This window comes from Simkaniaceae bacterium (assembly GCA_021734805.1).
GTDB lineage: Bacteria > Chlamydiota > Chlamydiia > Chlamydiales > JACRBE01 > Amphritriteisimkania.
In genome coordinates this window covers 35912-61369 of record JAIPIG010000001.1, presented here as the reverse complement: position 1 = coordinate 61369, position 25458 = coordinate 35912, and the positions used below count along the sequence as shown (strand labels likewise).

The 25458-nt window shown below is 40.5% G+C and carries 24 protein-coding genes; 15 read left to right on the top strand and 9 right to left on the bottom strand.

From position 1 onward, the window contains the following. The first annotated feature begins 61 nt into the window (after positions 1–61). The 3 genes from rpmH to K9M07_00315 all read left to right on the top strand — a co-directional run bounded on the left by rpmH (position 62) and on the right by K9M07_00315 (position 2730). The gene (gene rpmH / locus K9M07_00325) at positions 62–196 is read left to right on the top strand and encodes a 50S ribosomal protein L34 (GenBank protein ID MCF7851668.1); all 135 of its coding nucleotides are present in this window, start codon (positions 62–64) and stop codon (positions 194–196) included. Between the two features lie 162 nt (positions 197–358). Then, positions 359–718 (top strand): ribonuclease P protein component, encoded by a 360-nt coding sequence (gene rnpA, locus K9M07_00320; protein MCF7851667.1) that lies wholly within the window; start codon positions 359–361, stop codon positions 716–718. A gap of 23 nt (positions 719–741) precedes the next feature. Then, complete coding sequence (locus K9M07_00315; GenBank protein MCF7851666.1) at positions 742–2730, top strand: UvrD-helicase domain-containing protein; 1989 nt, start codon at positions 742–744, stop codon at positions 2728–2730. Positions 2731–2739: 9 nt separating this feature from the next. On the opposite strand, the gene K9M07_00310 is transcribed toward K9M07_00315, so the two are convergent. Beyond that, positions 2740–3774, bottom strand: coding sequence for a thioredoxin family protein (locus K9M07_00310; GenBank protein MCF7851665.1), 1035 nt, complete (start codon positions 3772–3774; stop codon positions 2740–2742). A 300-nt stretch (positions 3775–4074) separates the two neighbouring features. Here K9M07_00310 and K9M07_00305 point away from each other — a divergent pair, with 300 nt between their 5' ends. Continuing rightward, positions 4075–4545, top strand: coding sequence for a hypothetical protein (locus K9M07_00305; GenBank protein ID MCF7851664.1), 471 nt, complete (start codon positions 4075–4077; stop codon positions 4543–4545). A gap of 7 nt (positions 4546–4552) precedes the next feature. On the opposite strand, the gene K9M07_00300 is transcribed toward K9M07_00305, so the two are convergent. Continuing rightward, complete coding sequence (locus K9M07_00300; GenBank protein MCF7851663.1) at positions 4553–5737, bottom strand: tyrosine transporter; 1185 nt, start codon at positions 5735–5737, stop codon at positions 4553–4555. A gap of 226 nt (positions 5738–5963) precedes the next feature. On the opposite strand from K9M07_00300, the gene pcnB reads away from it, so the two are divergent. The 11 genes from pcnB (at position 5964) to K9M07_00245 (ending at position 18801) form a co-directional block, all read left to right on the top strand. Then, on the top strand, positions 5964–7205 hold the full coding sequence (gene pcnB / locus K9M07_00295; GenBank protein ID MCF7851662.1) for a polynucleotide adenylyltransferase PcnB: 1242 nt from the start codon (positions 5964–5966) through the stop codon (positions 7203–7205). A gap of 51 nt (positions 7206–7256) precedes the next feature. Further along, entirely contained in the window at positions 7257–8018 is a 762-nt protein-coding gene (locus K9M07_00290; protein MCF7851661.1) for a hypothetical protein, read from the top strand. Beyond that, positions 8015–9151 (top strand): lipid-A-disaccharide synthase, encoded by a 1137-nt coding sequence (gene lpxB, locus K9M07_00285; protein ID MCF7851660.1) that lies wholly within the window; start codon positions 8015–8017, stop codon positions 9149–9151. The genes K9M07_00290 and lpxB overlap by 4 nt, the downstream gene beginning before the upstream one ends. 14 nt (positions 9152–9165) lie before the next feature. Further along, positions 9166–9690, top strand: coding sequence for a hypothetical protein (locus tag K9M07_00280; protein MCF7851659.1), 525 nt, complete (start codon positions 9166–9168; stop codon positions 9688–9690). Between the two features lie 30 nt (positions 9691–9720). Continuing rightward, the gene (rpmF, locus tag K9M07_00275) at positions 9721–9912 is read left to right on the top strand and encodes a 50S ribosomal protein L32 (protein MCF7851658.1); all 192 of its coding nucleotides are present in this window, start codon (positions 9721–9723) and stop codon (positions 9910–9912) included. Positions 9913–9915: 3 nt separating this feature from the next. Then, on the top strand, positions 9916–10935 hold the full coding sequence (gene plsX / locus K9M07_00270; GenBank protein ID MCF7851657.1) for a phosphate acyltransferase PlsX: 1020 nt from the start codon (positions 9916–9918) through the stop codon (positions 10933–10935). Positions 10936–11640: 705 nt separating this feature from the next. Continuing rightward, positions 11641–13152, top strand: coding sequence for an Rne/Rng family ribonuclease (locus K9M07_00265; GenBank protein ID MCF7851656.1), 1512 nt, complete (start codon positions 11641–11643; stop codon positions 13150–13152). Continuing rightward, on the top strand, positions 13152–14159 hold the full coding sequence (locus K9M07_00260; protein MCF7851655.1) for a 1-acyl-sn-glycerol-3-phosphate acyltransferase: 1008 nt from the start codon (positions 13152–13154) through the stop codon (positions 14157–14159). Before K9M07_00265 ends, K9M07_00260 begins: the two co-directional genes overlap by 1 nt. Before the next feature lie 272 nt (positions 14160–14431). Continuing rightward, on the top strand, positions 14432–17341 hold the full coding sequence (locus K9M07_00255; protein ID MCF7851654.1) for an insulinase family protein: 2910 nt from the start codon (positions 14432–14434) through the stop codon (positions 17339–17341). A 282-nt stretch (positions 17342–17623) separates the two neighbouring features. Beyond that, complete coding sequence (locus K9M07_00250; GenBank protein MCF7851653.1) at positions 17624–18259, top strand: hypothetical protein; 636 nt, start codon at positions 17624–17626, stop codon at positions 18257–18259. Further along, positions 18256–18801 carry a nucleotidyl transferase AbiEii/AbiGii toxin family protein gene (locus tag K9M07_00245; GenBank protein ID MCF7851652.1) on the top strand — a complete coding sequence of 182 codons (546 nt, stop codon included), beginning with the start codon at positions 18256–18258 and terminating at the stop codon, positions 18799–18801. The genes K9M07_00250 and K9M07_00245 overlap by 4 nt, the downstream gene beginning before the upstream one ends. A 111-nt stretch (positions 18802–18912) precedes the next feature. Here the strand turns inward: K9M07_00245 and K9M07_00240 are convergent, their stop codons facing one another. The 7 genes from K9M07_00240 to ispD all read right to left on the bottom strand — a co-directional run bounded on the left by K9M07_00240 (position 18913) and on the right by ispD (position 25385). Next, the gene (locus K9M07_00240; GenBank protein MCF7851651.1) at positions 18913–19632 is read right to left on the bottom strand and encodes a YebC/PmpR family DNA-binding transcriptional regulator; all 720 of its coding nucleotides are present in this window, start codon (positions 19630–19632) and stop codon (positions 18913–18915) included. Further along, positions 19619–20134 carry a GNAT family N-acetyltransferase gene (locus K9M07_00235; protein ID MCF7851650.1) on the bottom strand — a complete coding sequence of 172 codons (516 nt, stop codon included), beginning with the start codon at positions 20132–20134 and terminating at the stop codon, positions 19619–19621. Before K9M07_00235 ends, K9M07_00240 begins: the two co-directional genes overlap by 14 nt. Before the next feature lies 1 nt (position 20135). Further along, a complete protein-coding gene (locus K9M07_00230) occupies positions 20136–20645 on the bottom strand; it encodes a GNAT family N-acetyltransferase (GenBank protein MCF7851649.1) in 510 nt (169 codons plus the stop codon). Then, a protein-coding gene (gene prfB / locus K9M07_00225; protein ID MCF7851648.1) for a peptide chain release factor 2 occupies positions 20645–21740 on the bottom strand; the annotation gives its coding sequence in 2 pieces (ribosomal slippage) (positions 20645–21670 and positions 21672–21740; 1095 coding nt in all). Before prfB ends, K9M07_00230 begins: the two co-directional genes overlap by 1 nt. Before the next feature lie 74 nt (positions 21741–21814). Beyond that, a complete protein-coding gene (locus K9M07_00220; GenBank protein MCF7851647.1) occupies positions 21815–23842 on the bottom strand; it encodes a UTP--glucose-1-phosphate uridylyltransferase in 2028 nt (675 codons plus the stop codon). 141 nt (positions 23843–23983) lie between these two features. After that, the gene (truA, locus tag K9M07_00215; GenBank protein MCF7851646.1) at positions 23984–24727 is read right to left on the bottom strand and encodes a tRNA pseudouridine(38-40) synthase TruA; all 744 of its coding nucleotides are present in this window, start codon (positions 24725–24727) and stop codon (positions 23984–23986) included. Next, positions 24714–25385 (bottom strand): 2-C-methyl-D-erythritol 4-phosphate cytidylyltransferase, encoded by a 672-nt coding sequence (gene ispD / locus K9M07_00210; protein ID MCF7851645.1) that lies wholly within the window; start codon positions 25383–25385, stop codon positions 24714–24716. Before ispD ends, truA begins: the two co-directional genes overlap by 14 nt. Between the last annotated feature and the right edge of the window lie 73 nt (positions 25386–25458).

The window sequence follows — 25458 nt, the reverse complement described above, 5'->3', positions numbered from 1 at the left end:
AGCGCTTGATGATTATCAAATCAGTTGTTATCATTTGCGTCATCTACAATGAGGTTTGACAATGAAAAGAACATACCAACCAAGCAAAAAAAAGCGCAAGTCGACTAACGGCTTTCGAGTTAAAATGAAGACGGCAAATGGCCGCAATGTGATCAATAGAAGACGCCGTCACGGCAGAAAAAAATTGACCGCTTAAGCTTTTTACCCAACTGAGGCGAGATAAATCGCAGCAGTGCTTTTCAAAGGGCACTAACCCGAACCTAATGGGGAGAAGCTCCGCGAGCTATTCATATTATTTCAGGCCCATTTATTTCGATATATGGGTCTTTTATTTCACTTAAAACCCGTAAATTGCTCCTTGGACTTTTCATATCTAAAATCACATCGCCTTTTAAAACGCTCGGAATTTAAAAGAGTTTCATTCCAAGGAAAACGTTTTTTTTCTAAATATTGCTGTATCCACTATCAACATGGAAACCCATCATCTGCTCGTTTGGGGATCACAGTCACAAAAAAATTTGGATCTGCCCCTGAAAGAAATGCTTTTAAACGCAAAATTAGAGAAATTTTTCGACATAAAAGAGCTTCACTCCCAAGCACACTTGAACTCAATATACGCCCCATCCTTTCCAAAAAACAGATGGATTGGACCTATTTTACCCAAGATATAACAACAGCCCTTTCACAATTAGAAGCTAATACCATTCGCAAGAAATAACAGCCAATTTGAGTGCGTCCCATATGAGTAAACATCTTATTCAACTCAATCAAGAACAGTATCGCGCGGTCACTTCAACAGAAGGGCGTATTCTCATTCTTGCCGGAGCGGGATCGGGGAAAACCTCCGTATTGATCTGTAGAATGGTTCACCTAATCCAAAATTGTGGCATTGATCCCACTTGTATTCTTGGATTGACATTTACAAATAAAGCTGCAGGGGAAATGAAAAGCCGCATGAAGCGATTTATCCCCGCTAAGCAAGCGGAAAAAATCCATCTGTGCACCTTTCATAGCTTTTGCTTTCATCTATTAAAAAAAGAAATCCACCACCTTGGCTATACCGATAAATTTAGTATTTACGATGAGCGCGATATCCGAAGGCTCATGACCCAAATTTGTAAACAATATGAAAAGGAAGATGAACCCCTCCCTGTTTCAGAAGATTTAATGGGCAATGTCAAAAAAGTGATGCAGGGCAAGGAAGTCGACGATAAAAATAAGACGTTTGAAGCGATTGCCAAAGATTTTAAAATGACTTTGAGAGCCTATAATGCGGTCGATTTTGATGGGCTCATTGAGCTCACTGCAGAACTCTTCAAACAACATCCTGAGATTTTAGCAAAATATCAAGATCGTTATCGTTATATTATGATTGATGAATATCAAGACACAAATCCTGCTCAGTACGAGATTGCGTCCCTCCTCTCTAAACACCACCGGAATTTATGTGTTGTGGGGGATGATGATCAGTCGATTTATGGGTGGCGAGGGGCAGAAGTCAAGCACATTCTCGAATTTGAATATGATATTTTAATCAAACTCGAACAAAATTACCGCTCTACACGCATGATCCTCGATGCCGCCAACCAAGTAATCCGCAATAACCAACTACGCCATGATAAGACAATGTGGTGTCATCGATCTGAAACGGAAATGATTCATATCTTTCATGCCCCGGATGAACAGAAAGAAGCCGAAGGAATTATTTCAAGGCTCCTTATTTTGAGAAAAGATTTCAATATGAAATGGAAAGATATGGCCATTTTATACCGCTCAAATATTTTAACACGCCCCCTTGAGCTCGCATTGATGAACACTCCATGGAAAACCGATACAGGAGAATTTAAGCGGGGCATCCCCTATAAAATCGCAGAAGGAAGCGAATTTTACACCCGTGCAGAAATCAAAGATCTCTTTGCCTATTTGAGAGTCATTGAAAACCCTCAAGATCAAGAGGCGCTTCTTCGCATTATTAATTATCCGCGCAGAGGGATTTCGACTCAAACGATTGACCAACTCACACAATACAATCGAAAAGAAAAGATCCCCCTTTGGTCTCTGCTTTCTGATTTAGCACAAGAAAAAATCACCCTTTCTTTTTTAAATCCAAGAGCCTTAAAAGCCATTCAAACTTTTATCTCGTTAATGAATGATATGAAGACTCGCTTTGAAACTCAACCACTCCATCAGTCGCTCAAAGATCTTGTTGATCTCATTCAATACAAACAAACGGTAAAAGACGAAGTTAAATCGGAAAAAGCAGCTGAATTTAGAGAAAATAATGTCGATCAACTGATCCGACTCCTTAAAGATTATGAAGAGAGTCAAGAAAACGCCTCTCTTCATGATTTCGTTCATGACATTATCCTAGATGTCAAAGACTATAAGCGCAATCACAGGGATAATGATGATCGGCTCAATCTACTCACCTTTCACAGCGCCAAAGGCTTGGAATTTGATGCCTGCTTTATCCTTGGGGTAGAAGATCATCTTATCCCGCATGAAAAAAGTCTTCTCCAAACCGGAGTGGAAGAAGAGCGGCGTCTTCTCTATGTTGCCATGACGCGCGCTAAACAATTTCTCACCATTAGCATGTCTCGAGCAAGAACGCGCTATGGAAAACCGCAACCCTCAAATCCCTCTCGATTTCTCTTTGAAATCCCTAAAACGCTCATGAAAACATCCGCATGGGATTTCCCCGAGCCTTATCAGCCCATTTCGGACATCTAGTGTGAGTATCTAGTGTTTCTGTGGTTTTTTTTGCTCTTCAATGTAGCGAATTAACTCATTTCCATCATGACGCGTCATGGCAGAATCCGAATGCTGTAATTTTTCAGCGAATCGGCGCGCCGTTAAGAACTCTTTTTCTCCGATGAAGTGTTCAGCAAGAAGCTGATTGAGTTGACACAGCCTCTCTTGAGAAATCTTTTGATCTTTTAAAACCCTATTGATCATTGCAATGGCATGATTAGGTTTGCTCTCATGTAGCACTTGAAAATCGAGAATTGCAATGCGCATTTTTGCATTAGCGAGCTCATCCCCTTTGAGACGTAAAATTTTTCGTCTTAGTTTAATTGCTTCTTCCGAATCCCTTTTTCCTTCTTGGATATATGCCGTATACTTTTCAACTAAGAAAAAACCATTTTTCTTCTGCTTCAATCCCGCATCTAAAAAATGTTGAATGAGTATTGGGGTATTCAGAGATAACGCTCTTTGATAAGCTTTGATTAAATCTTCCATCACCGGCTTTGTTAACAAGCGATCTTTGAGATCAACTAAGGATAAATATTCTTCATATACCCACTTTAGTTTCTCAGCAAATTCATCTCTTCCTTTAGAGGGAAAGCTCAATCGTTTAATCTCTTCCCCTTCTGAATTGAGCATGACAAGCGTAGGAAAAGAATCGATTTGAAATTGCTCTTTCAATGCATAATTTGTTTCGATTTCCCTTTTGGACTGTTGTTTTATCGAGGCAAAATCAGCTATAACAAAAATAAATTCATTCCCCACAAGCTCATAGAAAGCAGGCTGATTGAAAACCTCATCAAAAAGGCGTTTACTCCATGGGCATTCATCTGTTGAGAGAAAGCATAATAGGGCAGGTTTTTGATACGCTTTCATCAACTCAAATCCCTTATCATATTCATAAGTCAGGGGCAAAGAATTCGGCATTGCCACACCGATTCTTTGGGCACAAAGAAGCGCGCACACCATTAAAAAAAAGATTTCTCGTCGCCTTGCCAAGCATTTGCGATCAATCAAAAATTCTATCATAGAAAAAAGCCTATCGTTCATGTATTATTACGGGATAATGACAACTCAGATTCATATACCGAAATAAATTGAAGAATCGGTTTTTATCTTCGCCGGCATCTTCGACTTTTTATCCATAATTTTTTGAGCTATCTTCAATAGGTTCAAAAAATTATGCCGGCTAAAGCCTGATAAAAATTCGAAACGCCCTCTTTGCTAAAATTCCAATTCTTCAACTCATTTCGGTATACATCAATTTCCGGTTAAATGTCTATAAACTCGACTTTCCGAAGATGAGTTAAACATAAAAAGGTATAAACTATTTCAACATTTATATTAAGACATTGCAAAGAAAATCTTAGAAAATGCACTTTATCCGGGCTAGAGCAAACACCCGGGCTCATTTTTTTAACCTATCCCAAACACATTCCCGTGTTTGAAAAACCGGTCATTTTATTGACTTTAGATGCTCCCATCCTGAGCGAATCCGACCAATTGGATGATTTATTTCTCATTGACGGAACATGGAAATACGCAGCCGTTATGGAAAAGATAACCCTACAAAAAAACCCTCATCTCATTAAAAGAAGCTTGCCAAGTGGACTCAAAACGAGCTATCCCCGCAAGCAAACGGGATGTATCGACCCCGAGCGCGGTCTCGCCTCAATTGAAGCCCTCTATGCCGCTCATCTCATTACAAAGCGCCCTCATCAACATCTTCTCGATCGCTACTATTGGAAGGACGCTTTTTTAGAAATCAACGCTTCAATCTTAAAAAAATCCTCTCTATGAACAGAGGTCAAGCGAGGGTAAGCCCCACTTCAAAGATCATAAAGATAATTAACAAGGCAAATAAAAGACGTCCTCCCGGTACTTCTCCATGCACCTCTTGCCGGTGCCTTTTAGAATAGCGCTTTATCCATACCATGAGAGTCGGCAACATCCCTAAGAGCAACACACAGCCAATTCCTCCCGCGTAATTGAGGGCAGCAAAGAAAATCGTGGGATTTGTCGTACTGATAATGACAGGAGGCACAAAGACGAGAAGAGCCATAAGCGCTCGACTAGATAGTGTACTTTTAGCTTTAAACCCATCTAGAAAAAAGTCAACTAGCCCCATGGTTACGCCTAAAAATGATGTGGTCATCGCAAAGAAAGCAAAAGCCCCGCCTATAAAGATCAAAGGGGCATGGGGTAAAAAATATTGAAGCGGCTCGATAGCAATAGCACCTACTTGTTTTGCATGTAAAAGACCATGCTCTCCTTCTAAAGGAATAATTCCTTTGAACACGAGATCCCAAATCACATAAATCACAAAAGGAATCGTGCTTCCAATGATAATGGATTTTCTGGCCATCTCTCGATTTTTTCCGCAATACGAAAGAAGGCTTGGAACGACCCCCTGATAACTAAATGTTGTAAATAAAATAGGAAGCGCAGGCGCTGCATATTTAAAATCAATCACTTTCAAATTCGTTAATTTAATTTTATCAATACCCAAAGTAATAAAGGCGCAATATGTCACAGCGAGAGCAATCATCAACACTAAGTTAATCTTATGTATCGCATTGTGACCGGCTAGAACAAATCCCCCAAAGAGGAGTGTAAAGCATAAAATGCCCAAAAAAGCATGGGAACTGCTAAAGAAAAAAGTATTTAGGACGCCGCCGCCGCCCGTTACATAAGCAATCGTCAAGCTATAGAAGAGAAACAGATAGAGCAATAAGGCAATGACTTTTCCGACAGGCCCGAGATAATGCCGGGAAAGAGAAAGAATATTGGTATCTTTGGGCATCGTCAAAGCGACCTCAAGCAAGAGCAGTCCCGTAATTAAACTAAACAACCAGCATAAAACATAGATGCACACGGCAGGTAAAAACCCGGCTTGAGCCGTCGCGATCGGCAGGGCAAGCATCCCGGCTCCGATGGCTGTTCCACCGACAAGCAATGCCCCATTAAATACTTTTTTTTTTGAAAATTCCACTTGTTTATCCCTCTTTCAGCGCTATTGTACTCAAAAAGCTGCAAAATCAACTCTAAGAACCTGATAATGAATTAAATAAACTCAAGACCCGGGTTGTTTACGTATCATTCCAATACCACGTAGACACAAAATCATGCCGCATCGATTTTTTTTAGCCTAGAATTTTCATAGGTTAAAAGTCCTAAATCGATTAAACTACTCAAAAAAACCCAACTTATGACACGGCGTGCTTCCAAAAATATACACTAAAAAACAACACGGTATTTCTCTCAACCAAATTGATCCCGATGCACTATACGTTATCATAACCCTTCAAAAAGCGGGATACACCTCTTACCTTGTTGGAGGAAGCATTCGAGACCTTCTTCTAGGACATACGCCAAAAGACTTCGATATTTCAACCTCAGCAAGACCGGAAGAAATCAAAGCCTTATTTAAAGGCCGATGCCTTTTAATCGGACGTCGTTTTCGACTCGCTCATATTCGCTTTAAAGCTAAAATTATTGAGGTGGCCACGTTTAGAAGTGGGAACACTGAGGGTGAAAATCTCATTATCCAGGATAATACTTGGGGTACCCCGGAAGAAGATGTCCTGCGACGCGATTTTAAAATCAACGGTCTTTTTTTTGACCCCACTTCAGAAACTATTATTGATTATGTTGGTGGTTTTGAAGATTTTCAAATGAAAAAGCTCGAAGTGATCGGCGAGCCCTATATTCGGTTTAAACAAGATCCCGTCCGCATGATTCGCCTGCTTAAATTTTTGGCTCGATTCGATCTGCAAATTGATGAAAAGATGAAAATCGACTTTTTAGAATGCCGACAAGAAATTTTAAAAAGCTCTCAAGCACGTATTTTAGAAGAAATTATGCGCATGCTCCATTCCGGAGCAGCCTCAAAATTTATCCGTTTAATGTCAGACTGGGGCCTCTTGCAACAGTTACTTCCGGAGCTCTCTTCTTTCTTTGAGCACGATCCAAATCATCTGATTTATCGTTATTTAGATGAAATTGATTCGATGATCAAATCGCACCCTCAAATTAAGATCGATCGCTCTATTTTAATTGCTTGCTTAATTTTCCCTCTTGTCGATTCTCACATTAAAACGCAACTGATGGAAAAACCAAAACCACCCCATTCAGGACAAATCCAAACGGTCGCAAAATCGTTAATCGACACCTGTTTTCATCCCTTTTTTCAGCTCTCAAGAAAAATAAAAGGAGAAGTTCTCTATCTAATTTCACTACAGTATCGCCTTGTCCCCCTTAAATCGGATGCTAAAATCCACTATCGTATTCCCGGATCTCCTTCATTTACTCTCGGATTAAAATTCTTGAACTTAAGAGCACGCATCAACCGCGATCTGCAACCGATGTGGTCTGCTTGGAAAACGGCCTATGAAGAAATGAGACAACCGCCTTCTTTTTTTACCCCCCGAAAGCGTTTCCGTAAAAAACGAAGAAAATAAGCTTTGGCTTAAATTAATCTATTGGAGTTTCGATATATAAGATCATCAGTTATGCTAAAAAAACTCACCCTTGAAAATACGCTCAACACCCATTATCTCGGCCCCCATATCGATGAAGGCCCCCTCCCGGCCGTGTTTTATTTCTGCATTTCCGCACAAGATTCTCTATCATTGGATCCCATACATCAACCGGCGCGCGCCTGCGCAGATCAATCCTTGCGCATCTTCAGCGTTGATCTCCCCTTTCATGAGAGTTATATCTCTCCGGATGAAGAACCTATCCGCCGCTGGGCCGAAGCCTTAAAGCGCGGAACTGATTTTATCTCTCCCTTTTGCGATCAAATGCGCCAACTCATCGATGAGTTAGTCAATCGTCAAGTGATCGATCCCGACAAAATAGGTTTGATGGGTCTATCAAGGGGCGTATTGCTCGCCTGTCACCTCGCTCTACATATCCAAACGAAAGCCATTTTAGGATTTTCCCCACTACTTCGTTTTGATACGATTGCAGATTTCTCAAATGAAGAACAAAAGCTGATCGATCGCTTGAGTCTTTTTAACTATTTGGATACGCTCTATTCAAAAACCTTTCGCTTTTATATGGGCAATTGCGACACCAAAACATCAACTAAGACCTGTATGGATTTTATCTTACACTTAGCCGATCGAGCTTATGAGAAGGGATTGCGCTCTTCCCCCATTGAACTGATCATTGGCCCTTCTATCGGTTATAAAGGACATGGAACAACAAAAGAGACATTTACACAGGGAGCTCAATGGCTTAAAAGTCAACTGATTGAGGTATCACATTGAAACAACCACCGCCGATTTTGCCAAAAATGCACCGTTGTGATCTTTTTATATCAGCCGCAGAACCAAGTGGTGACCTGCATGGCGCTGAAATTTTAAAATATCTCTACCCTTATGCATTAAATATCCATGGCATTGCGGGCCCTAGAATGCGCAAACTAGGACTTGAGACGCACTATCGCGCAGAAGATTTCAATGTCATGGGATTTTCCGATGTGCTCTTTGCTCTTCCCAAACTAGTTCGACTATTTAAGAGCGTCAAAAAAACAATTTTGCATTTGAATCCCAAAGTTCTCGTTTTGATTGATTATCCGGGATTCCACCTCAGACTCGCCAAACATTTAAGATATGCCGGATTTACAGGACAAATTGTCCAGTATGTTTGTCCGACAATTTGGGCATGGAAAAAAAATCGCATTCATACAATGAATGCCCATCTAGATCTTCTGTTGACGATTTTACCTTTTGAAACAAAGTATTTTGAATCGTCGCCCTTAAAAGCCCATTTTGTTGGCCACCCTCTTTCAAAAATGATTTCGACAAAGGCCATGTATTCAAAGAAAGACCCCGATTTAGTTGCGATTTTCCCCGGTAGTAGAAAAAAAGAAATCGAGAGAAATCTCCCCCTTCAAATCAAAGCTTGTCATGCCCTAAAAAAACTATCTCCATCACTACACGTCGTCATTTCCGTCGCCGATCGCTCAATCGAACCTTTAATTCGAAAATTCAATATTCATAACTTCCCTCTTGTTCCTTCTGAAGAAACCTATTCTCTGATGCAAAAGTGCTCTTATGCCGTTGCCACATCGGGAACCGTCACTCTTGAGCTTGCACTGCACGGGGTGCCGACTGTTGTCACCTATGCCCTCAGCAAATTCGACCAATTTGTGGCGACTAAAATTTTTAATATTAACCTCCCTTATTACTGCATTGTCAATATCATCTTAGAGGCTGAAATCTATCCGGAACTGATTGGAAGTATGCTGACTCCTCTTTCTCTTCTGAGGGCGCTCAAGCATCTTATTGATCACTGCACACCGGAATCTGAGCGAGAAAAATTCCTAAAACTCAAAGAAGCCCTCACAAATAGAGACGCTTCCATTGAATCGGCTCAAGAAATCATCAAATTGCTATAAAAAAAATTTGAATTGTGGATTTTTTTCACGCTCTTGATTACAATCTAGCCATTGAATTTATTGGCATAAATTGCGTGGAAGATCTTTTCATTATTTACATTGATCGTTTGAAAGCCGGACATGATGAAACCATATCATGTACCGTCCCTCCTGATTTTATGAAAATCGATGAAAATGAGCTCTTTTTCCCGGATGAGGTCACTTTTTCAGGAAAAGTCTATTTGACTGAGGAACATCTCATTATTCATATTGATATTGAAACTACAGCGCAAATGCCATGTAAAATGTGTAACGAATTAAAACGCTTCCCTATTCAAATTAAAGGACATTATTATACCCATCCCCTTGATGAAATAAAAAATGGTCTTTTTGATTTGTCTCTCGTAATCCGAGAGTTAATCTTACTTGAGCTTCCTACTTATTATGAATGTCCTCAAGAAGAATGCGAAGGAAGAGCCGAAGCAAAAAAATATTTAAAAAAAAGCGATGATCGCGAGGGAAATTCCTATCACCCTTTTGCCGATTTAGAAGGAATTTAACCCTTTTTATAACTATACGGAGTTGACCAAATGGCAGTCCCAAGAAACAGAGTCTCTACAGCGCGAAGAAACAGCAGACGCGCGCACCATGCAAAAAAACAAAGAGCAACATGCGAATGTACAAACTGTGGGAAAATCCACCTCCCTCACCGCGCATGTATGCATTGTGGCCACTACAATAACCGCTCACTTATTGCTGGGCAGAGTGGCGATAACGCATAATCTATGACTGAAAACTGTCCCACGATTGGCGTTGATATCTTGGGAGGAGAACGATCCCCACAAGACCTATTAAATGGGCTTTTTGACTGTATTTCTCAAATCAAAATGCCCATTCATCTCGTCTTTTTTGTGACAGCAGATCTGTCTGATTCGTATTCTAAACGACTCATAGAATCCCCTTTTGCGGATTTTATTCGCGTTTCTTTTGTCTCTGCATCTGAGATCATTCAGCTGGATGAACACCCCATTACCGCCGTTAAAACAAAAAAGAATTCATCCATGCACCTGGGGGTCAATGCCCTCAAACACAAAGAGATCGATGCATTCATCAGCATCGGGAATACGGGAGCTCTTCTCACTCTAAGCACTTTGACTCTTAATCTCCTCAAGGGGACAACACGCCCCGCCCTTATTGCAATGATGCCAACAAAAAAAAATCCCGTTGCTGTGATTGATGTGGGCGCTAATGTGACATGCAAACCCCATCAATTTGTAGAATTTGCCGAAATGGGCGTTGCCTTCCAAAAAACGCGAGGTATCGCCAACCCTAGAGTTGGGATTCTCAATATCGGAACGGAAGAAGTCAAGGGAACGCTAGAAATCAGACAAGCGCATCATCACATTGCAATTAAATCGCAGGACAATCCCAATAAACTCTCCAATTTTTTGGGAAATATGGAAAGCCATGATGTCTTTGAAGGCAAAGTTGACGTATTAATTACCGAAGGCTTCACCGGAAATATTTTTTTAAAAACGGCTGAAGCCACGTCTGCCTTTTTAATTCATGAAATCAAGAGCTTACTCGAATCGAAACCCAATCCTCAAATCTCGCACCTTGTCGAGGAGCTTGAAGAGCACTTTTGCCATGAAGCCTACCCGGGCGCTCTTCTTATCGGTTGTGATGGAATTGTCATCAAATGCCATAGTTATTCCGACACCCAATCGATATTCAATGCAATTCAAGAAGCGATGAACCTGATTAAAGAAAAGCTCATAGAAAACATTAATTTTCATTTTGAATAAAAGCCCTAGCTGCAATCCCACTGAGTAGGTATCTACTTGATTATTTTCAAAAATCAAGCTATAATCATTTTTTATTGCTTTCCAATTTTATGGGAGATATGGTTCTTTTTTTTAGGAGCACCACACCTCTCGTGATTCAAAAATTGGAATGTTTAGAAGCCAGCGAAAGCAATGGTCGATTAAGCCAGAGGCTCTTCTACTCAAGTGGGGATGCCGGCGACAAAAAAAAACAACTCTTGAATCACGAGCTGTATATATACACAAACGAACTCAAAAGCTAGTTTCGCTTGACATGGATAGACTTTTTTTTAGTTTAATCACTCGGCGTTGAGTGCGCCTAACTCGAATTTAAAGTGCCTCATTGGCATCGTTTTAACTTTTGAGTTTGTTTATGTATAAATCAATTTTTTAAGGCATCTAGATAATATTGACCCAACTCATTTCGGTATATACCGAAATGAGTTGAAGAGTTGGGGTTTTAGCAAAGATGGCGCTTTGAATTTTTATTAGGCTTTAGCCGGCATAATTTTTTGATCCTATTGAAGATAGCTCGAAAAATTATGAATAAAAAGTCGAAGATGCCAGTGAAGATAAAAACCAATTCTTCAATTTATTTCGGTATATACTGAGATTTTATCTAGTTTGATATGAGGATTTAGTTTGAGCTCAAATAAAGTTATACTTTTGAATATTGAATCAAAAGAAATGCGGCTTGCCATTTTAAAAGCAGGTCAGCTTCAGGATTTAATTGTTGAACGCAAAAAGAGCCGGCAATTAACCGGTAATATTTATAAAGGCAAAGTGATGAATATCCTTCGCAATATTCAATCAGCTTTTATTGATATTAGCGAAGGCGAAAATGGATTTATCCATATTTCGGACATTTTGGAAAATACACAAAAATTCCAGGAAATGTTCGATATGGATTTTGATCTCGATGCTGATATTAGCAATTATAGTCCTAAGAAGCAGCAGGAAGAGGATATCTCCAAATTACTCAAAAAAGATCAGTCTGTTTTAGTTCAGGTTGTGAAAGAACCTATTGGCTCAAAAGGGGCCCGCCTCACATCCAACATCTCCCTTGCGGGTCGCTATCTTGTGATGCTTCCGAATAACCCACATAAAGGGGTGTCGCGTAAAATCCAAGATCCACGGGCAAGAGATCGTTTAAAAAAATTGATCCGCGCTTTTGAAATGCCAAAAGATTTTGGTCTCATTTGTCGTACGGCTAGTGCCGGCGCGACAACGGAACAACTGATTGAGGAAGCAACGGAATTGACAAAGCAATGGAATACAATCGTTGAAGATTTTCATCGCACAGATCGAGCCACATGTCTTTATCAAGAATCAGATCTGATCAAAAAAGCCCTAATGACAGCGATTGACAAACATTTTGACAAGCTTCTCGTTGACAACGCCAAAGTCCATCAAATTTTAGTAAAGCTTCACGACAAATATGCAGGTGATCATAAGGTCAAAATCGAGCTATACCGCGACTCAACCCCTATGTTTGAGCGATTCAATGTGGAAAGGGAAATTGAAAAAGCACTCAAGAGAAAAATATGGCTTCCAAGTGGAGGTTATCTCTTCTTTGATCGCACGGAAGCGATGCATACGATAGATGTCAACTCGGGTCGAAGCACACACAAATCCGATGGAACCCATAATGTTGATGAAACGCTTGTCAAAATCAATATGGAAGCAGCGGAAGAAATTGCAAGACAACTTAAAATCCGCAATGTCGGTGGACTTGTCATCTGTGACTTTATTGATATGCAAACCCGCAAAAACCAGCGACGCGTTCTCGACAAATTTAAAGAGGCCCTTAAAGAAGACTCTGCTAGATGCACCGTATTGGGAATGAGCGAATTTGGTCTTGTAGAAATGACGCGCCAACGCAACCGCGAATCGCTTGCGCAAACCCTATTCACGAATTGCCCCTATTGCAATGGCAATGGCATGATTAAAAACCATGAGAGCGTTTCAATTGAAATGGAAAGAGCTTTAACTAAACTTTTATCCCAACAAAAATACCCGTCTTTAAAATTGACATATCATCCAATGCTTGACCATTATTTAACAACCAATGATAAAGAGCATTTTATAAGACTTGCTAAAAAGTGGCAGTGCCACATTGAATTCGGTATAAGCGATACCCTTCATTTAAATGATTATCAATTTTATTCCACAGAAGAGAAGGAGTTAATTGAAACCTAATGGCGCGCCATTTAAAAGATCTTTTAATTCCCTATCAAAAAAGACAGACGATATCAGGAAAATTACTTCATGTTCTCGATTCTTTTCTTGAAAGTTATGAAGAAGTGGCTCTTTCAAATGGAAAAAACATCGATGAATTGATTGAATCAATGACAAGAATCCTATCTGCCATTGAAAAGCAAATTCTTTCCCCTTATGTTTTCCCTCCCTACCATCAAATGATAAGGCATCCTATTGATTACTATCAGCTTGGGATTGATTTCATTTCACCCCTGATTAAATTAAGTGAATCGACTTTAACGGGAAGCGCATCGATCCGGGCCATTGATCAAGCAATAAAGCATAAAGAAAATGCCATATTATTTGCGAATCATCAAATTGAGGCTGATCCTCAAGTCATTAGCATTATGCTAGAAGAAAACTTCCCGGCCTTAGCTGAAAAGATGATTTTTGTCGCAGGAGAGCGCGTCCTCGTTGATCCACTTGCCGCTCCCTTTAGCATCGGCCGTAATTTGCTCTGCATCTACTCAAAAAAATATATCGATACACCTCCGGAACATCGCGATAAAAAGCAATTACACAACAAAAAAACTATGCAACTCATGAGCGAGCTTCTCACTGAAGGAGGAAAATGCATTTATGTTGCTCCTTCAGGAGGAAGAGATCGCCCCAATGCACAAGGGATTGTAGAACTCGCCCCTTTTGATCCTCAAAGTATTGAGATGTTTTATCTCATGGCTAAAAGATCAAAAACAAAGACCCATTTCTTCCCTTTAAGTTTGGCAACCTATTCAGTTCTCCCCCCTCCTGAAACAACCCAAATCGAACTCGGTGAAAAACGGGTCACTCGAGGTGGCGCCACCCACATTCACTTCGGAACAGCCATTGATATGGAACATATCCCGGGCCTTGATCATTTAGATAAACATAGTCAACGCAAAGTGAAAACGGATTATATTTTTAACCTCGTTAAAACGGCCTATGACAATTTTAATGTCAATTACTAGTGTTTAATTGCAAAAGTCCCCGAGCTTATTTTGATCAGGTTTTTCTGTCTGATGGTCTGTAAAAGTTCAGGGTAGACTTGAGTGAGTCACTCTGAACTTTTACAGACCATCAGGCGGGAAAAGATGATCAAAATAAGCCGGCGGATTTTTGCAATTAGACACTTAGTGTTTGATTGCACAAAAAGATGCCTGATAACGAAATAAAAGTTGAAACACTTAAGCCTCTTATAGTATACCGAAAGTGATTCTATTTACTTTGCTATGGGGGGGTTATGAAACAATTTGTTTTTGCATTATCTTTTTTAGTTTTATCTCAAATTTCCGCTCTGAATTATACGATCATTGAAGATCAATGCCAATTGCAGAGAAAATCCCCGTCCATGCAAAATATTACAACGCGTAAAATTTTGCTCAATAATGGGATCAAAGTCTATATGATTTCCGATCCGAATGCCATTAAATCATCAGCAGCTCTGTCCGTTAAAGTAGGACAATGGCAAGATCCCGATGCTTATCCGGGAACAGCCCACTTTCTAGAACACATGCTCTTTATGGGGAATAGCAAATATCCAAATGAAGAGGAATATCACCACTTTATTGCCGATCATGGCGGGACAAATAATGCTTGGACTTCAACTGATTATACAGTCTATGGCGCCTCCATTAACAACGATGCCTTCCCGGAATTTTTAGACCGGCTCTCACAATTTTTTGTCTCCCCTCTCCTATCTCAGTCTTGTGTGGAACGCGAGTATAAAGCTGTGGATAATGAAAATACGATTTATAATAACAGCGATTCGCGTAGAAAGTGGCGCATTTTAAGCACCACATCCGCAAAAGAGCACCCCTTTTCCCGATTTAGTACCGGAAATTCTCAAACACTCAGCAAAATTCCTCCGGAAACTTTACATGCATGGTTTGAGGAAAATTATGCCCCCGAATATATGACACTCTGCCTCTACTCTAACGAAACGCTCGATGCGATGACAGAAACGTGTAGTCAAACTTTTATCAATATTCCCCATCGCAAAGGCCCCTCTAAACAATATCAACTCATTTTCTCTAATCAGCAAAAAGGCCATGTTGTTTCCGTCAAACCCATTCAAAACATCAAACAGCTCGATCTCACTTGGGAAATCCCCTTTAAAAAGGGAACGCAACTCAATCTCATGTCAGCTAACTTTATTGCCTCTCTTCTTGAAAGCAAAATGGAGGGAAGCCTGTATCAATCCCTCCTAAAACAACATCTAATCGATTCAATTGATGCCGGAGCCTTTCGACTCAGTGATAACAATATCCTCTTCACAATCTCAATCGGCCTCACTGAAAAAGGACTCGATGATAAAGAAGCCGTCATTGAAAAAATCTATCAAACCATAGCAGCTTTGAAAACTAAGCCACTTCCCTCATACCTCTTTCAAGAAATGCAAACCATGCAAACCCTCAATTATGAATTTGAAAATCGCCCCAACGATCCCTTCATGATGGTCATGGAGATGGCAGCCAATTTACAGTATGAAAACTTTGCAACCTTCCCGGAAGAAACACGCATTATCCCCTCTTATAATCCGCATCTTATCCGGGAAATCTTATCCGCACTTACGCCTGATCAATGCCTAACTATTGTCTGTGCTCCTCAAGATGAAGTCGTTCAATATGATCAAGTCGAAGAATACTATGGTATCGAATATACAACTGACTCCATTTCACAAAATGAACTCCAAAAGCTCTCTCATGTCCCGCTTGCAACCGATATTAGAATCCAAGACTCTAACCCTTTCATGCCAACGCATTTAGCCCTGATTGAGCGCTCAGATACTCAGCAACAAGATACGCCTCAAATATTCATTGATCAAGAAGGTGGAGCCCTATTTTATAGAGCAGATCCCGGGTTTTTGACACCGGAAAGTTCTTTAATTGTCTCCATCTCAACGCCCTCTGTAAACCCTTCTCTGACATCCAATGTATGTACATCTCTTTATACTATGATCTTGTCCCAAAAACTCACCCCCATTCAATCGATGAGTAGTGCTGCCGGAATCACAGTCGGTATAGGCTCAAGTGCTGATAAAGAAGATCTGATGATAAGTCTTAGTGGCTATAGTCAAAATGCCTCTAAGGTCATGCTTGAATGCACCCGGATCATGAAATCACCCCATATCACCCGTCATGAGTTTGATCTATATAAACAACTCCTAGTGATCCAGTATCAAAATGCTGAAAAAGCACAACCCATTCGAAAAGGCATAGAACTCTTAAATACAACGCTCTATAACAATGAATACCTTTCTTCAGACAAAGAAAAAATGCTGCTTTCCCTTCAATATGAGGACTTTATAGACTTTACAAGCCATTTATTTGACCGTACTTACCTCAAAGCCTATATGGCCGGCAACTTATATCCTAAAGAGGCGACAAGCCTTTATTCTCAGATGAATCAAACTTTAGGTGGAGCGCCTTTTACTCAAGTCGATTTGGCAAAGCGCAAACTCATCCGTTTTCCTCAAGATCAATCTCCTCTGCAGATTAAGGGCCGCTCCACTCAACTCGGCTCTTCTACTATTCTACTCATCCAATTGGGAGAAAGTGATCCCGAAAAGCTGGCAACTCATTCTATTTTATCCCAAGGAATCGGCTCTTCATTTTTTGATGAATTGCGCACTAAACAACAAACGGGATATCAAGTTGGAGCTCAGGGCATTGAGAGGAATAAGGAACTCATGCATCTTTTCTATGTGCAATCGGCAAACTATAAACCGGAAGATCTCATCAATCGTTATGAGATTTTTCTCAATGAGTGGACAAATCATATCGATACCACCTTATCGCCGGATAAATTCGAAGTGATTCGTCAAACCCTCATTGCAGAGCTCTCTCAACCGGCTGCAAACCTCGATGAATTAGCAATGAAAGATTATAGCCTTGCTTTTGAATATGAGCGCGATTTCGAGCGCATTCATCGTCAGATTAGAGCACTTCAAAATCTCGACTATCCCACGTTCAAAAAAAATGCCATTGATATGGTTTCTAAAAACAATCCACGTCGATTTGCCGTTTTAGTTGAAGGGAAACAAACCGGTGAAGCACCGGTAGAATTAACGCCATCCGACACCTCAAACACCCTCGTGAATTATACCCTCACAACACAAGATGCCATCCGCAAAGACGGCACCTTTTTATGATCTTGCACTGAAAAACCTCTTCCTTCGGATCGAGGAGATTTTTTGATGGATCAAGAAATATTGGCTATATCATATGGTTGGACAGCTTGGACCCAAGGAGATTGCAGCTTAGCTCCATTCAACTATCACATTATTAAAGAGTTAAGGTTTTTATGTTAAGACACTAACCAAAATTCCTATAAAAAATAGGAATTTTGGTTAATTTTTTCTATTTTTTTACTAAAATACCCATTTAAAATAGGAATACCGGTAAATTAAAAAAAGACAATAATCTAGGATGTTATGAGAAATATTTTAAAACTCATTGAAACTCCCTATATCGATGCACAGGCGCTTCTTAAGCTTTTATCCGACTATAAGAGACCTCGAGAGGCGATATTGCGAATGTTAAAAAATGAAGAATTAATCAGACTCAAAAATGGCTTCTATCTTATCAGTGAAAAAATCACCCACGGATCAGTAAAAATCATCCCTTTTGAACAGATAGCAAACCTGCTTTATGGCCCTTCATATGTCAGCATGGAATGGGCATTATCCTTTTACGGAATGATTCCCGAAAGAGCATACACCATTACTAGCATGACATTGGGAAGAAAAAAAGAGTATCATACTCCTGTAGGAGATTTTTCATACTATCCCATATCCTCAGAGAGTTATTCCATAGGAATCACACAAAAAAAAAACCCTGACTATCTCGGAAGTTTTTTAATTGCCAGTCCCGAAAAGGCGCTAGCCGATATAGTCTTTAAGACATGTAAAAACTTGGATAAGTATCAGCTTAAAGATGACTTATTAGAGTCAAAACGAATCGACCAAGAGCGATTACATGAATTAGATAAGGAGTTATTGCATGATATTGTAAGATCTTACCATGCAAAACATGTCCATTATCTCTCAGACATTATAGGAATGTTATGACTTTCGATTCCAGCATCGAACAAATGCTTAAAAGTTATCCCGATGATATGCCCCAAATAAAGGGAGTACATCCCGATCAAAAAATCCAGATCAAACTTGAAATCGATACTGACCCCCCACTTTCTCATATGCCTCCGGAAAGTAAATTAGTCAAAAATCCGGTCCCTTTCTACATTTCTACCTATACAATCATCGATCTTTTTGCAGGTAAAATGCATGCTTCTCTTTGCCGAAATTGGAAGAAGCGGATTAAAGGACGAGACTGGTATGATGTGATCTGGTACATACAAAGCGATATCCCGGTAAATTTAGCTCATCTCAGGGAACGCATGCAACAAACTAAGCATTTGCACCCGAATGAAAAGTTCGGAGAAAAAGAACTATTAGAAAAAATACACAAAAAAATCGACGAAATCGATTGGGAATTAGCAAAAGCAGATGTTGCCTTCTTTATCCCAAATAAGCAAAGACTAGATATTTGGTCAGCTCCATTTTTCCACGACCTTATGAATCACCTGCGAGTTGTAGATACTCCCACATGAGTCCAAATCTATTCTCTATTTTTGCTAACGTCGAGAGCTGTATATTGGGCCACTACTTGATCCAAATACAGTTCACCCTTCTTGAAAGTGCGCCTCAAGTCTATGAAATCATCAATCGAATGCCATATTGTGATAGACTTCAGTCACATCTTCGATCTCTTCGAGCCATTCAATAAGCGCAAGATTTGCTGCGCCGGCCTCTTCATCACATTCGACATAGTTTTGTGGAATCATCTGAAGAGAACACTCCTCGACCTGAATGTTTTTTTCATCAAGGATGTCTTTAACCGCCATGAGTTGATCCGGTGGTGTGGTAATGACATATAAATCACCGACCACTTCAAAGTCTTCAGCTCCCGCTTCAGTTACGAGCAAAAAGAGATCTTCTTCCGTTGATTGATCTTTTGGAACATGGATGATTCCCTTTTTATCAAAGTTATATGCGACGGCTCCCGGAGCGGCAATATTCCCACCGCGTTTATTCGTTGCAATGCGCATATCTGAGGCCGTTCGATTTTTATTATCCGTCATGATATCAACTAAGATCCCGACACCGCCATAGCCATATAACTCGTATTGCATCTCAAAAAAGTCCGCTTGATCTGCACTGCTTGCCTTCTTAATATTGCGCTCAATATTATCCGATGGGACATTTGCAGCGCGCGCTTTTTGAATGGCAAGTTTTAAACGCGTGTTCCCCTTGGGATCGGGCCCACCTTGTTTCACTGCACTAATAATTTCTTTAGCCATCTGAGAAAAGATTTTTCCTTTTTTCGCATCAGATCGCATTTTGCGGTGCTTAATATTCGCCCACTTACTATGTCCGGCCATATTCCCCTAGTTTTTTTTGCATTAAAATTTTATCGCGGTATCCATCCGATTCTTTTAAAAATTTGGGATGTCTTCCATATTCGACATACCCTTTACGGCTATAAAGACGTCTTGCAGGATTGTCCTCATACACTTCCAGATGAATCATTTCAATCTGATGATCTTCTTTAGCCACCTTCTCAAGATAATCGAGCATATAAGAGCCAATGCCCAAGTTGCGAAATTTTTCTGAAACGATGATCATAAAAAGCGATTGGTGCTTAAGTTTGGAAAAAGGACTCACGTATAAAATGACAAATCCGCAAATTTTTCCTTCATATTCTGCCGTATATACGGATCCCACATCCCGATAGGAAATCGTTATGCGAGCGGCATCTTCAACTTCTCTATGATCACACATAGGAAAATAAGGAAGCACCCCGGGTTGCATCAAAAAAGAGATCAGAAAGGGTAGGTCATCATTTTCACTCAGGCGCATTTGTACTTTATCTTCAATACTCATTTTAAAATACAACCTCCATCACAATCCGAGAGTAGTATTCATCGTTTAATTTAAAATAATCTTCTTGACGAAAGACCTCATTAAATCCCTGTTTTTGCAAAACGGGAATCAGCAAACACCCTTCCATTATTTCTGCATGAATCGAATAGAGTTTAAATTGTGTTTTAGCAAGATGCGCAATGTTGCGAACAAGAGAGGTCCCAATGCCTTTCCCTTGTAGATAGGGATCCACGACAATATTAAACATAGCGAGGTGAGCGACTTTCTTATAGGGCATGAGATAAAGTGTCGCGATTCCAACGGGTTTATGTTGATAAGTGGCAGTTAAACTACATCCGAATTTTGAAAACCCAATCCAATTGCGCAAAAAAAGATCTTTTTCCTTGTCTTGCTCGACAGGAAACCATTTGACCACTTCCGGATGTGACATCCATCCGATAAGAGAACTTTTATCTAGAAGACGCGTATACCGAATATTGTAATCACTTGAATCCGTTAACCGATCGCCCATTAACCAAACTCCTTTAAATAAGCTTTTACAAAGAGATCGATCTCCCCATCCATCACCGCTTGAATATTCCCTGTTTCAACTTTAGTGCGGTTATCTTTAACGAGTGTGTAGGGCTGGAACACATAACTACGAATTTGAGAGCCCCATCCAATCTCTTTCTTTTCTCCACCGATTTCCTTGAGCGATGCCTCTCGCTCTAAAACCTCTTTTTCATAAAGTTTAGATTTGAGCATTTTAAAACAGGTCTCTTTATTTTGGAGTTGACTCCTCTCATTTTGACAAGAGACGACGATTCCCGATGGAAAGTGTGTAATGCGAACGGCCGATTCGGTCTTATTGACGTGCTGGCCTCCGGCTCCCGAAGCCCGGTACGTGTCAATACGAATATCATCAGGTCGAATCTCAATCTCAATTGCATCGTCAATTTCAGGCGACACATCGACAGATGCAAAACTGGTATGTCGACGCGCATTGCTATCAAATGGGGAAATACGAACGAGGCGATGCACCCCTTTTTCCGCTTTCGCATATCCATAAGTAAAGGGACCTGTTATTTTGAATGTAATGCTTTTAATCCCGGCGACCTCACCTTCGACAACATCAATTGTTTCACATTTCCACCCCTTCTTATTTACCCAACGCTGATACATTCTTGAAAGCATCATCGCCCAATCACATGACTCCGTTCCACCGGCTCCTGCATTAATACTTAAGTAGCAATTACATCCATCGAGTTCGTGAGAGAGCATTTTTTTTATTTCAAGTTCTTCGAGAATGCGCTGAACTCTTTCGAGTTCCTCAACGAGCTCTTTTAAAAGCTGCTCATCTTTCATCTCTTTGGCTTCCGGGAATAGGGCTTGAATCCCTTCATAGCGATTCAATACGTCTTTAAAAGGTTTAACAATTTCTCTCAGCTCGGAAAGCCTTTTAATCGTCGCATTTGCCTCTTCTTGATGATCCCAAAAATCATTCTGAGTCATCTTGGCTTCTAGTGATTGATATTCTTCTTCCTTGCTGGATAAGTCAAAGAAACCTCCGCATTTGCTCGATGCGTTGCCCGATATCTTCAATCACTTCCGGTGTGAGCTCTAACATAATAACCCCTATGTAATTAGAAAAAGTTGCAAAGCAACGATTATATGATACTTGGTTTTTTTGGGCGAGATTCATTAAGCCGACTCTAAAATAATCTCATGATTAGATCCAATTCGGTATGTATAAAGGGGGATTGCCTCATCAATGGGCTGGAATTGAAACTCAAGTTTTTTATTGATCTGAACGGCTCTACAACGGGTATTATTAGGAACCCGAATGATTAAATCGCCTTTTAATTCAACATCTTGCGCAATAAACTCGGCATTCTCACCAATTGAAATCATGCATTGCTGGTTATGAACTACCTCGCCGCGCACCCAATTTTGTTTGTGTGAAAAATCAATCCCTCGATTTTCTATTTTGACATTTTTCAAAACGGCCCTTCCCGCGCGATTAGAAAAAACAATCTTACCCCGCTCTTTATGGCCTAATATGGCATCTGTTTCGATGATTAAGCTCCCTCGGATCGAAACATCCTCCATTTTAATCTCTGCAATCTCAAGCCGCAATTCAGATCCCCTCTCCATGCTCCCCCCTCTAATTTTCTGGCGAATGATGGAGTAAAAAGGGCCAAGCGCCGGGTGGTAAGCAATCAAAAAAGGAAGCTCTTTAAAAAGATTTTCTTCAAATCCCTCAATTGACGGCAATGTCATTTTACATGAGCTCAACAACATATGAGCCTCTTTTTGCATGTCGATAAAACACCCTTCCGGAGTTTCTAAAAAGGATGAATCTGCGACAAATGCCTTTTTTGCCACTGAAATCGTCTTATGCCTATGATTGAGTGTTAAATATGATTTGGAATGTTTTCGGCTTTCATCCTCAAAAAAATCGGCAATGTTTTGCATTGTGAGTTCAAGGCGAGCAATGGACTGATCTGTGAGTCGATCGCCTGCTTTAAAATTGAGCAGCACTCCCGGAAAAGGATTTTTTTTGACCGCTTCTTCGATCCCGTTTAAATCAGCAAATAAAATATTTGTATTCGCAGGATAATCATCGCTTTCAATTGATTCACTTCGTATATCGCAATACTCAATATTCGATAAGGCCCACTTCTCCTTCCCCTCATGCATGCGCTTTTTTAAAACGTTTACCCCTTCACGGGCATTTTTACGCCTTGGACAAGAGGCAAATCCAAACATCTGATCGCGACTCAGGCCAATCCCTAAAAAAGCAGCTAACCCATAATCGATTCCGGCGATCGGATTGTTAATTTGTCGAATGAGGACTTTGCGATAGCCTCTTTTTTTAAGTCTTTCAATCACCTTTTCCTGTAGCGCGAGCTTCCAAATGACTCCATGCCCCCCCGGCTTGAGCAGCAACTCTCCATCCTCTTGAGCAACCCAAACCCCATGTTGATTGAAGGTAGGAACGAGCGGTTGGCAAAAAAAGATAAAGTTTTCTTCCCCTCTTCCAAACCAATCTTGTGAGGAACAGATCGTTTTTACATGAAAATCATTATCTTTTTCAACCGATGTCATCATGGCAATAGCCGTTTGTAATTGCTCATTGAACAGTCGATAATGGAGATATTCACGAGCAAAAAGATCCCGAACGAGGTATTCCAGTAACGTATGCCGCATAATCTTCAATTTAGCAGCGGGGAGATCAACACCCGTCTTTTCATCGACTAAATTCAGCCGATCGGCCGCTCCGCCAATTGCGTACATCTCACAAAGCTGTCCCATCTGCCGAATGCCGTCAATCATATAGCCGCAAATATCGGCGGTTTCTTGGCGAATATCAATCGATTCCGGAGGGAAGCACTCCATGGCATCTTGATCTTTCTTCCCATTCAACAGATTTAGGACTTCTGCTTGATATCCAATAATGCCCCCGAAATCCCCATAGAATCGATCCAGATTTTTTAATACATTTAATAGGTGATTTAATCGATCTTTAGATGTGAAATAGGGCTTCATTACAGATTCTTGACCAATTGCAATGAGCGATTTTAAAAGATACTGTTCTTCTAATTGATCGGGATAGTATTTTTCGATGTGCTCAACTTCAAAATTTAAGACTTCCAGCTTTTTTGCATGCGACTTAAGCGAAGTGATTTTCGATAACAAATGGCTGAGATTAGGTTGCGGCAATGTCAAAATGAGCTCTTAAATATTAGAGAGGGAGTTGCAGAACTCCATTCGGAGCCAACCCCGCACTCGCTTTGCCGAGTTTTGCAATTCCCTCTAGAGGTTAGCACATTGCACACTATATCGAATTCGAAAATAAAATAAAAACATTCAGTATTGAACTTCGACAAGAAATAGGCCTTTTGCCGGGGCCGTTTGCCCGGCTTTTCGACGATCTTTGATTTGTAAAAGATAAGCCATATCTTCAACGGGACGTTTGCCTCGGCCTATTTCAAACAATGTTCCCATGATGTTGCGCACCATTTTATGCAAAAAACCATTCCCGGTTACCTCGAAAAAAAATAGTTCCTCATCTTTTCCAAAATGCGCCTTTGAAATGATTTTGACAGGGGCATTTTTAGCAGATCCTTCATGTGCTTTATGCGCAAATGAGGTGAAATCGTGCTCTCCGATAATGTCTTTTACAGCCACTTCCATGCGCCTAAGATCCGTATTGGGATAGGCTTCATAGCAAAAATTGCGACGAAAAGGCTCTTGACTCGGCCCGATAGAAAAATAATAGCGATAGGTCTTAGCCGTAGCGCTATAACGCGCATGAAAATCAGATGCAACTTTTTCGCGGGAAACAATTCGAATATCCGGCGGCACAATTTTAGATGCTCTATAAAACAACTGATCTACATCGATTCCCTCTTCTAAATCGAGATGCGCTACATGTGCTTTAGCATGCACACCCGCATCCGTCCGACCACACCCGGTGATATGCACCGGATACCCCAACAGTGTCTGAAAAACGGCTTGGAGCGTTCCTTGGACTGTGATTTTACCCGATTGTACTTGCCAACCCGCATAACGGGTCCCGTCAAAAGCTATCTTGATCTTATATCTCGGCATATTCTGCCATCTGAGTCAGTAAATTTTCAGCAATGAGCAAATCAATGGGATAGGTAATTTTTATATTTTCGCGATGCCCTTCAATCAATGTCGTTGGATGTCCATAGGCTTCAACCATCGACAAATCATCGGTAAAATTCAATCCATGGAGGTTGGTATACTCTGAAGCTTTTAAATAAAGCTGCTTGTGAATGATTTGAGGCGTTTGCACTTCCCATAATGTTTCTCGATCTAGGGTTCGTATCCCATTATCATCCCATTGTTTGACGGTTGAAGTGAGCAAAACAGCTAATGCACATGCTTTTGTCTCAATGGCTTCTTTAAAGCACTCTTCAACTCTTTTTATATCAACTAAAGGGCGAGATGCATCATGGATTGCTACATATTCGCTCTGAGCAAGCGCGCACCCACTCGCCACAGAATCCTGTCGACTCTCTCCCGGTTTTGCAAAACGAATCACTCGATCTTTATGAAAGAAAAGCGACTCATATTCCGCCTCGCAAACAACAATGATTTCATCAATAAAATCTGACTGACAAAATTTTTTAAAACTATGCAGTGCAATGGGCTGATCCGCTAAATTCAAATATTGTTTTGGCAAATTTCCGCCAAATCGCGCGCCCACTCCCCCGGCCACTAAAATCAATGATAAAGTCATACATCCCCTCCTTTCAATAGCTACCCGTCCCAGTATATTAAAAAAGGCAAAAAAAAACCACGTTAAGTCACTC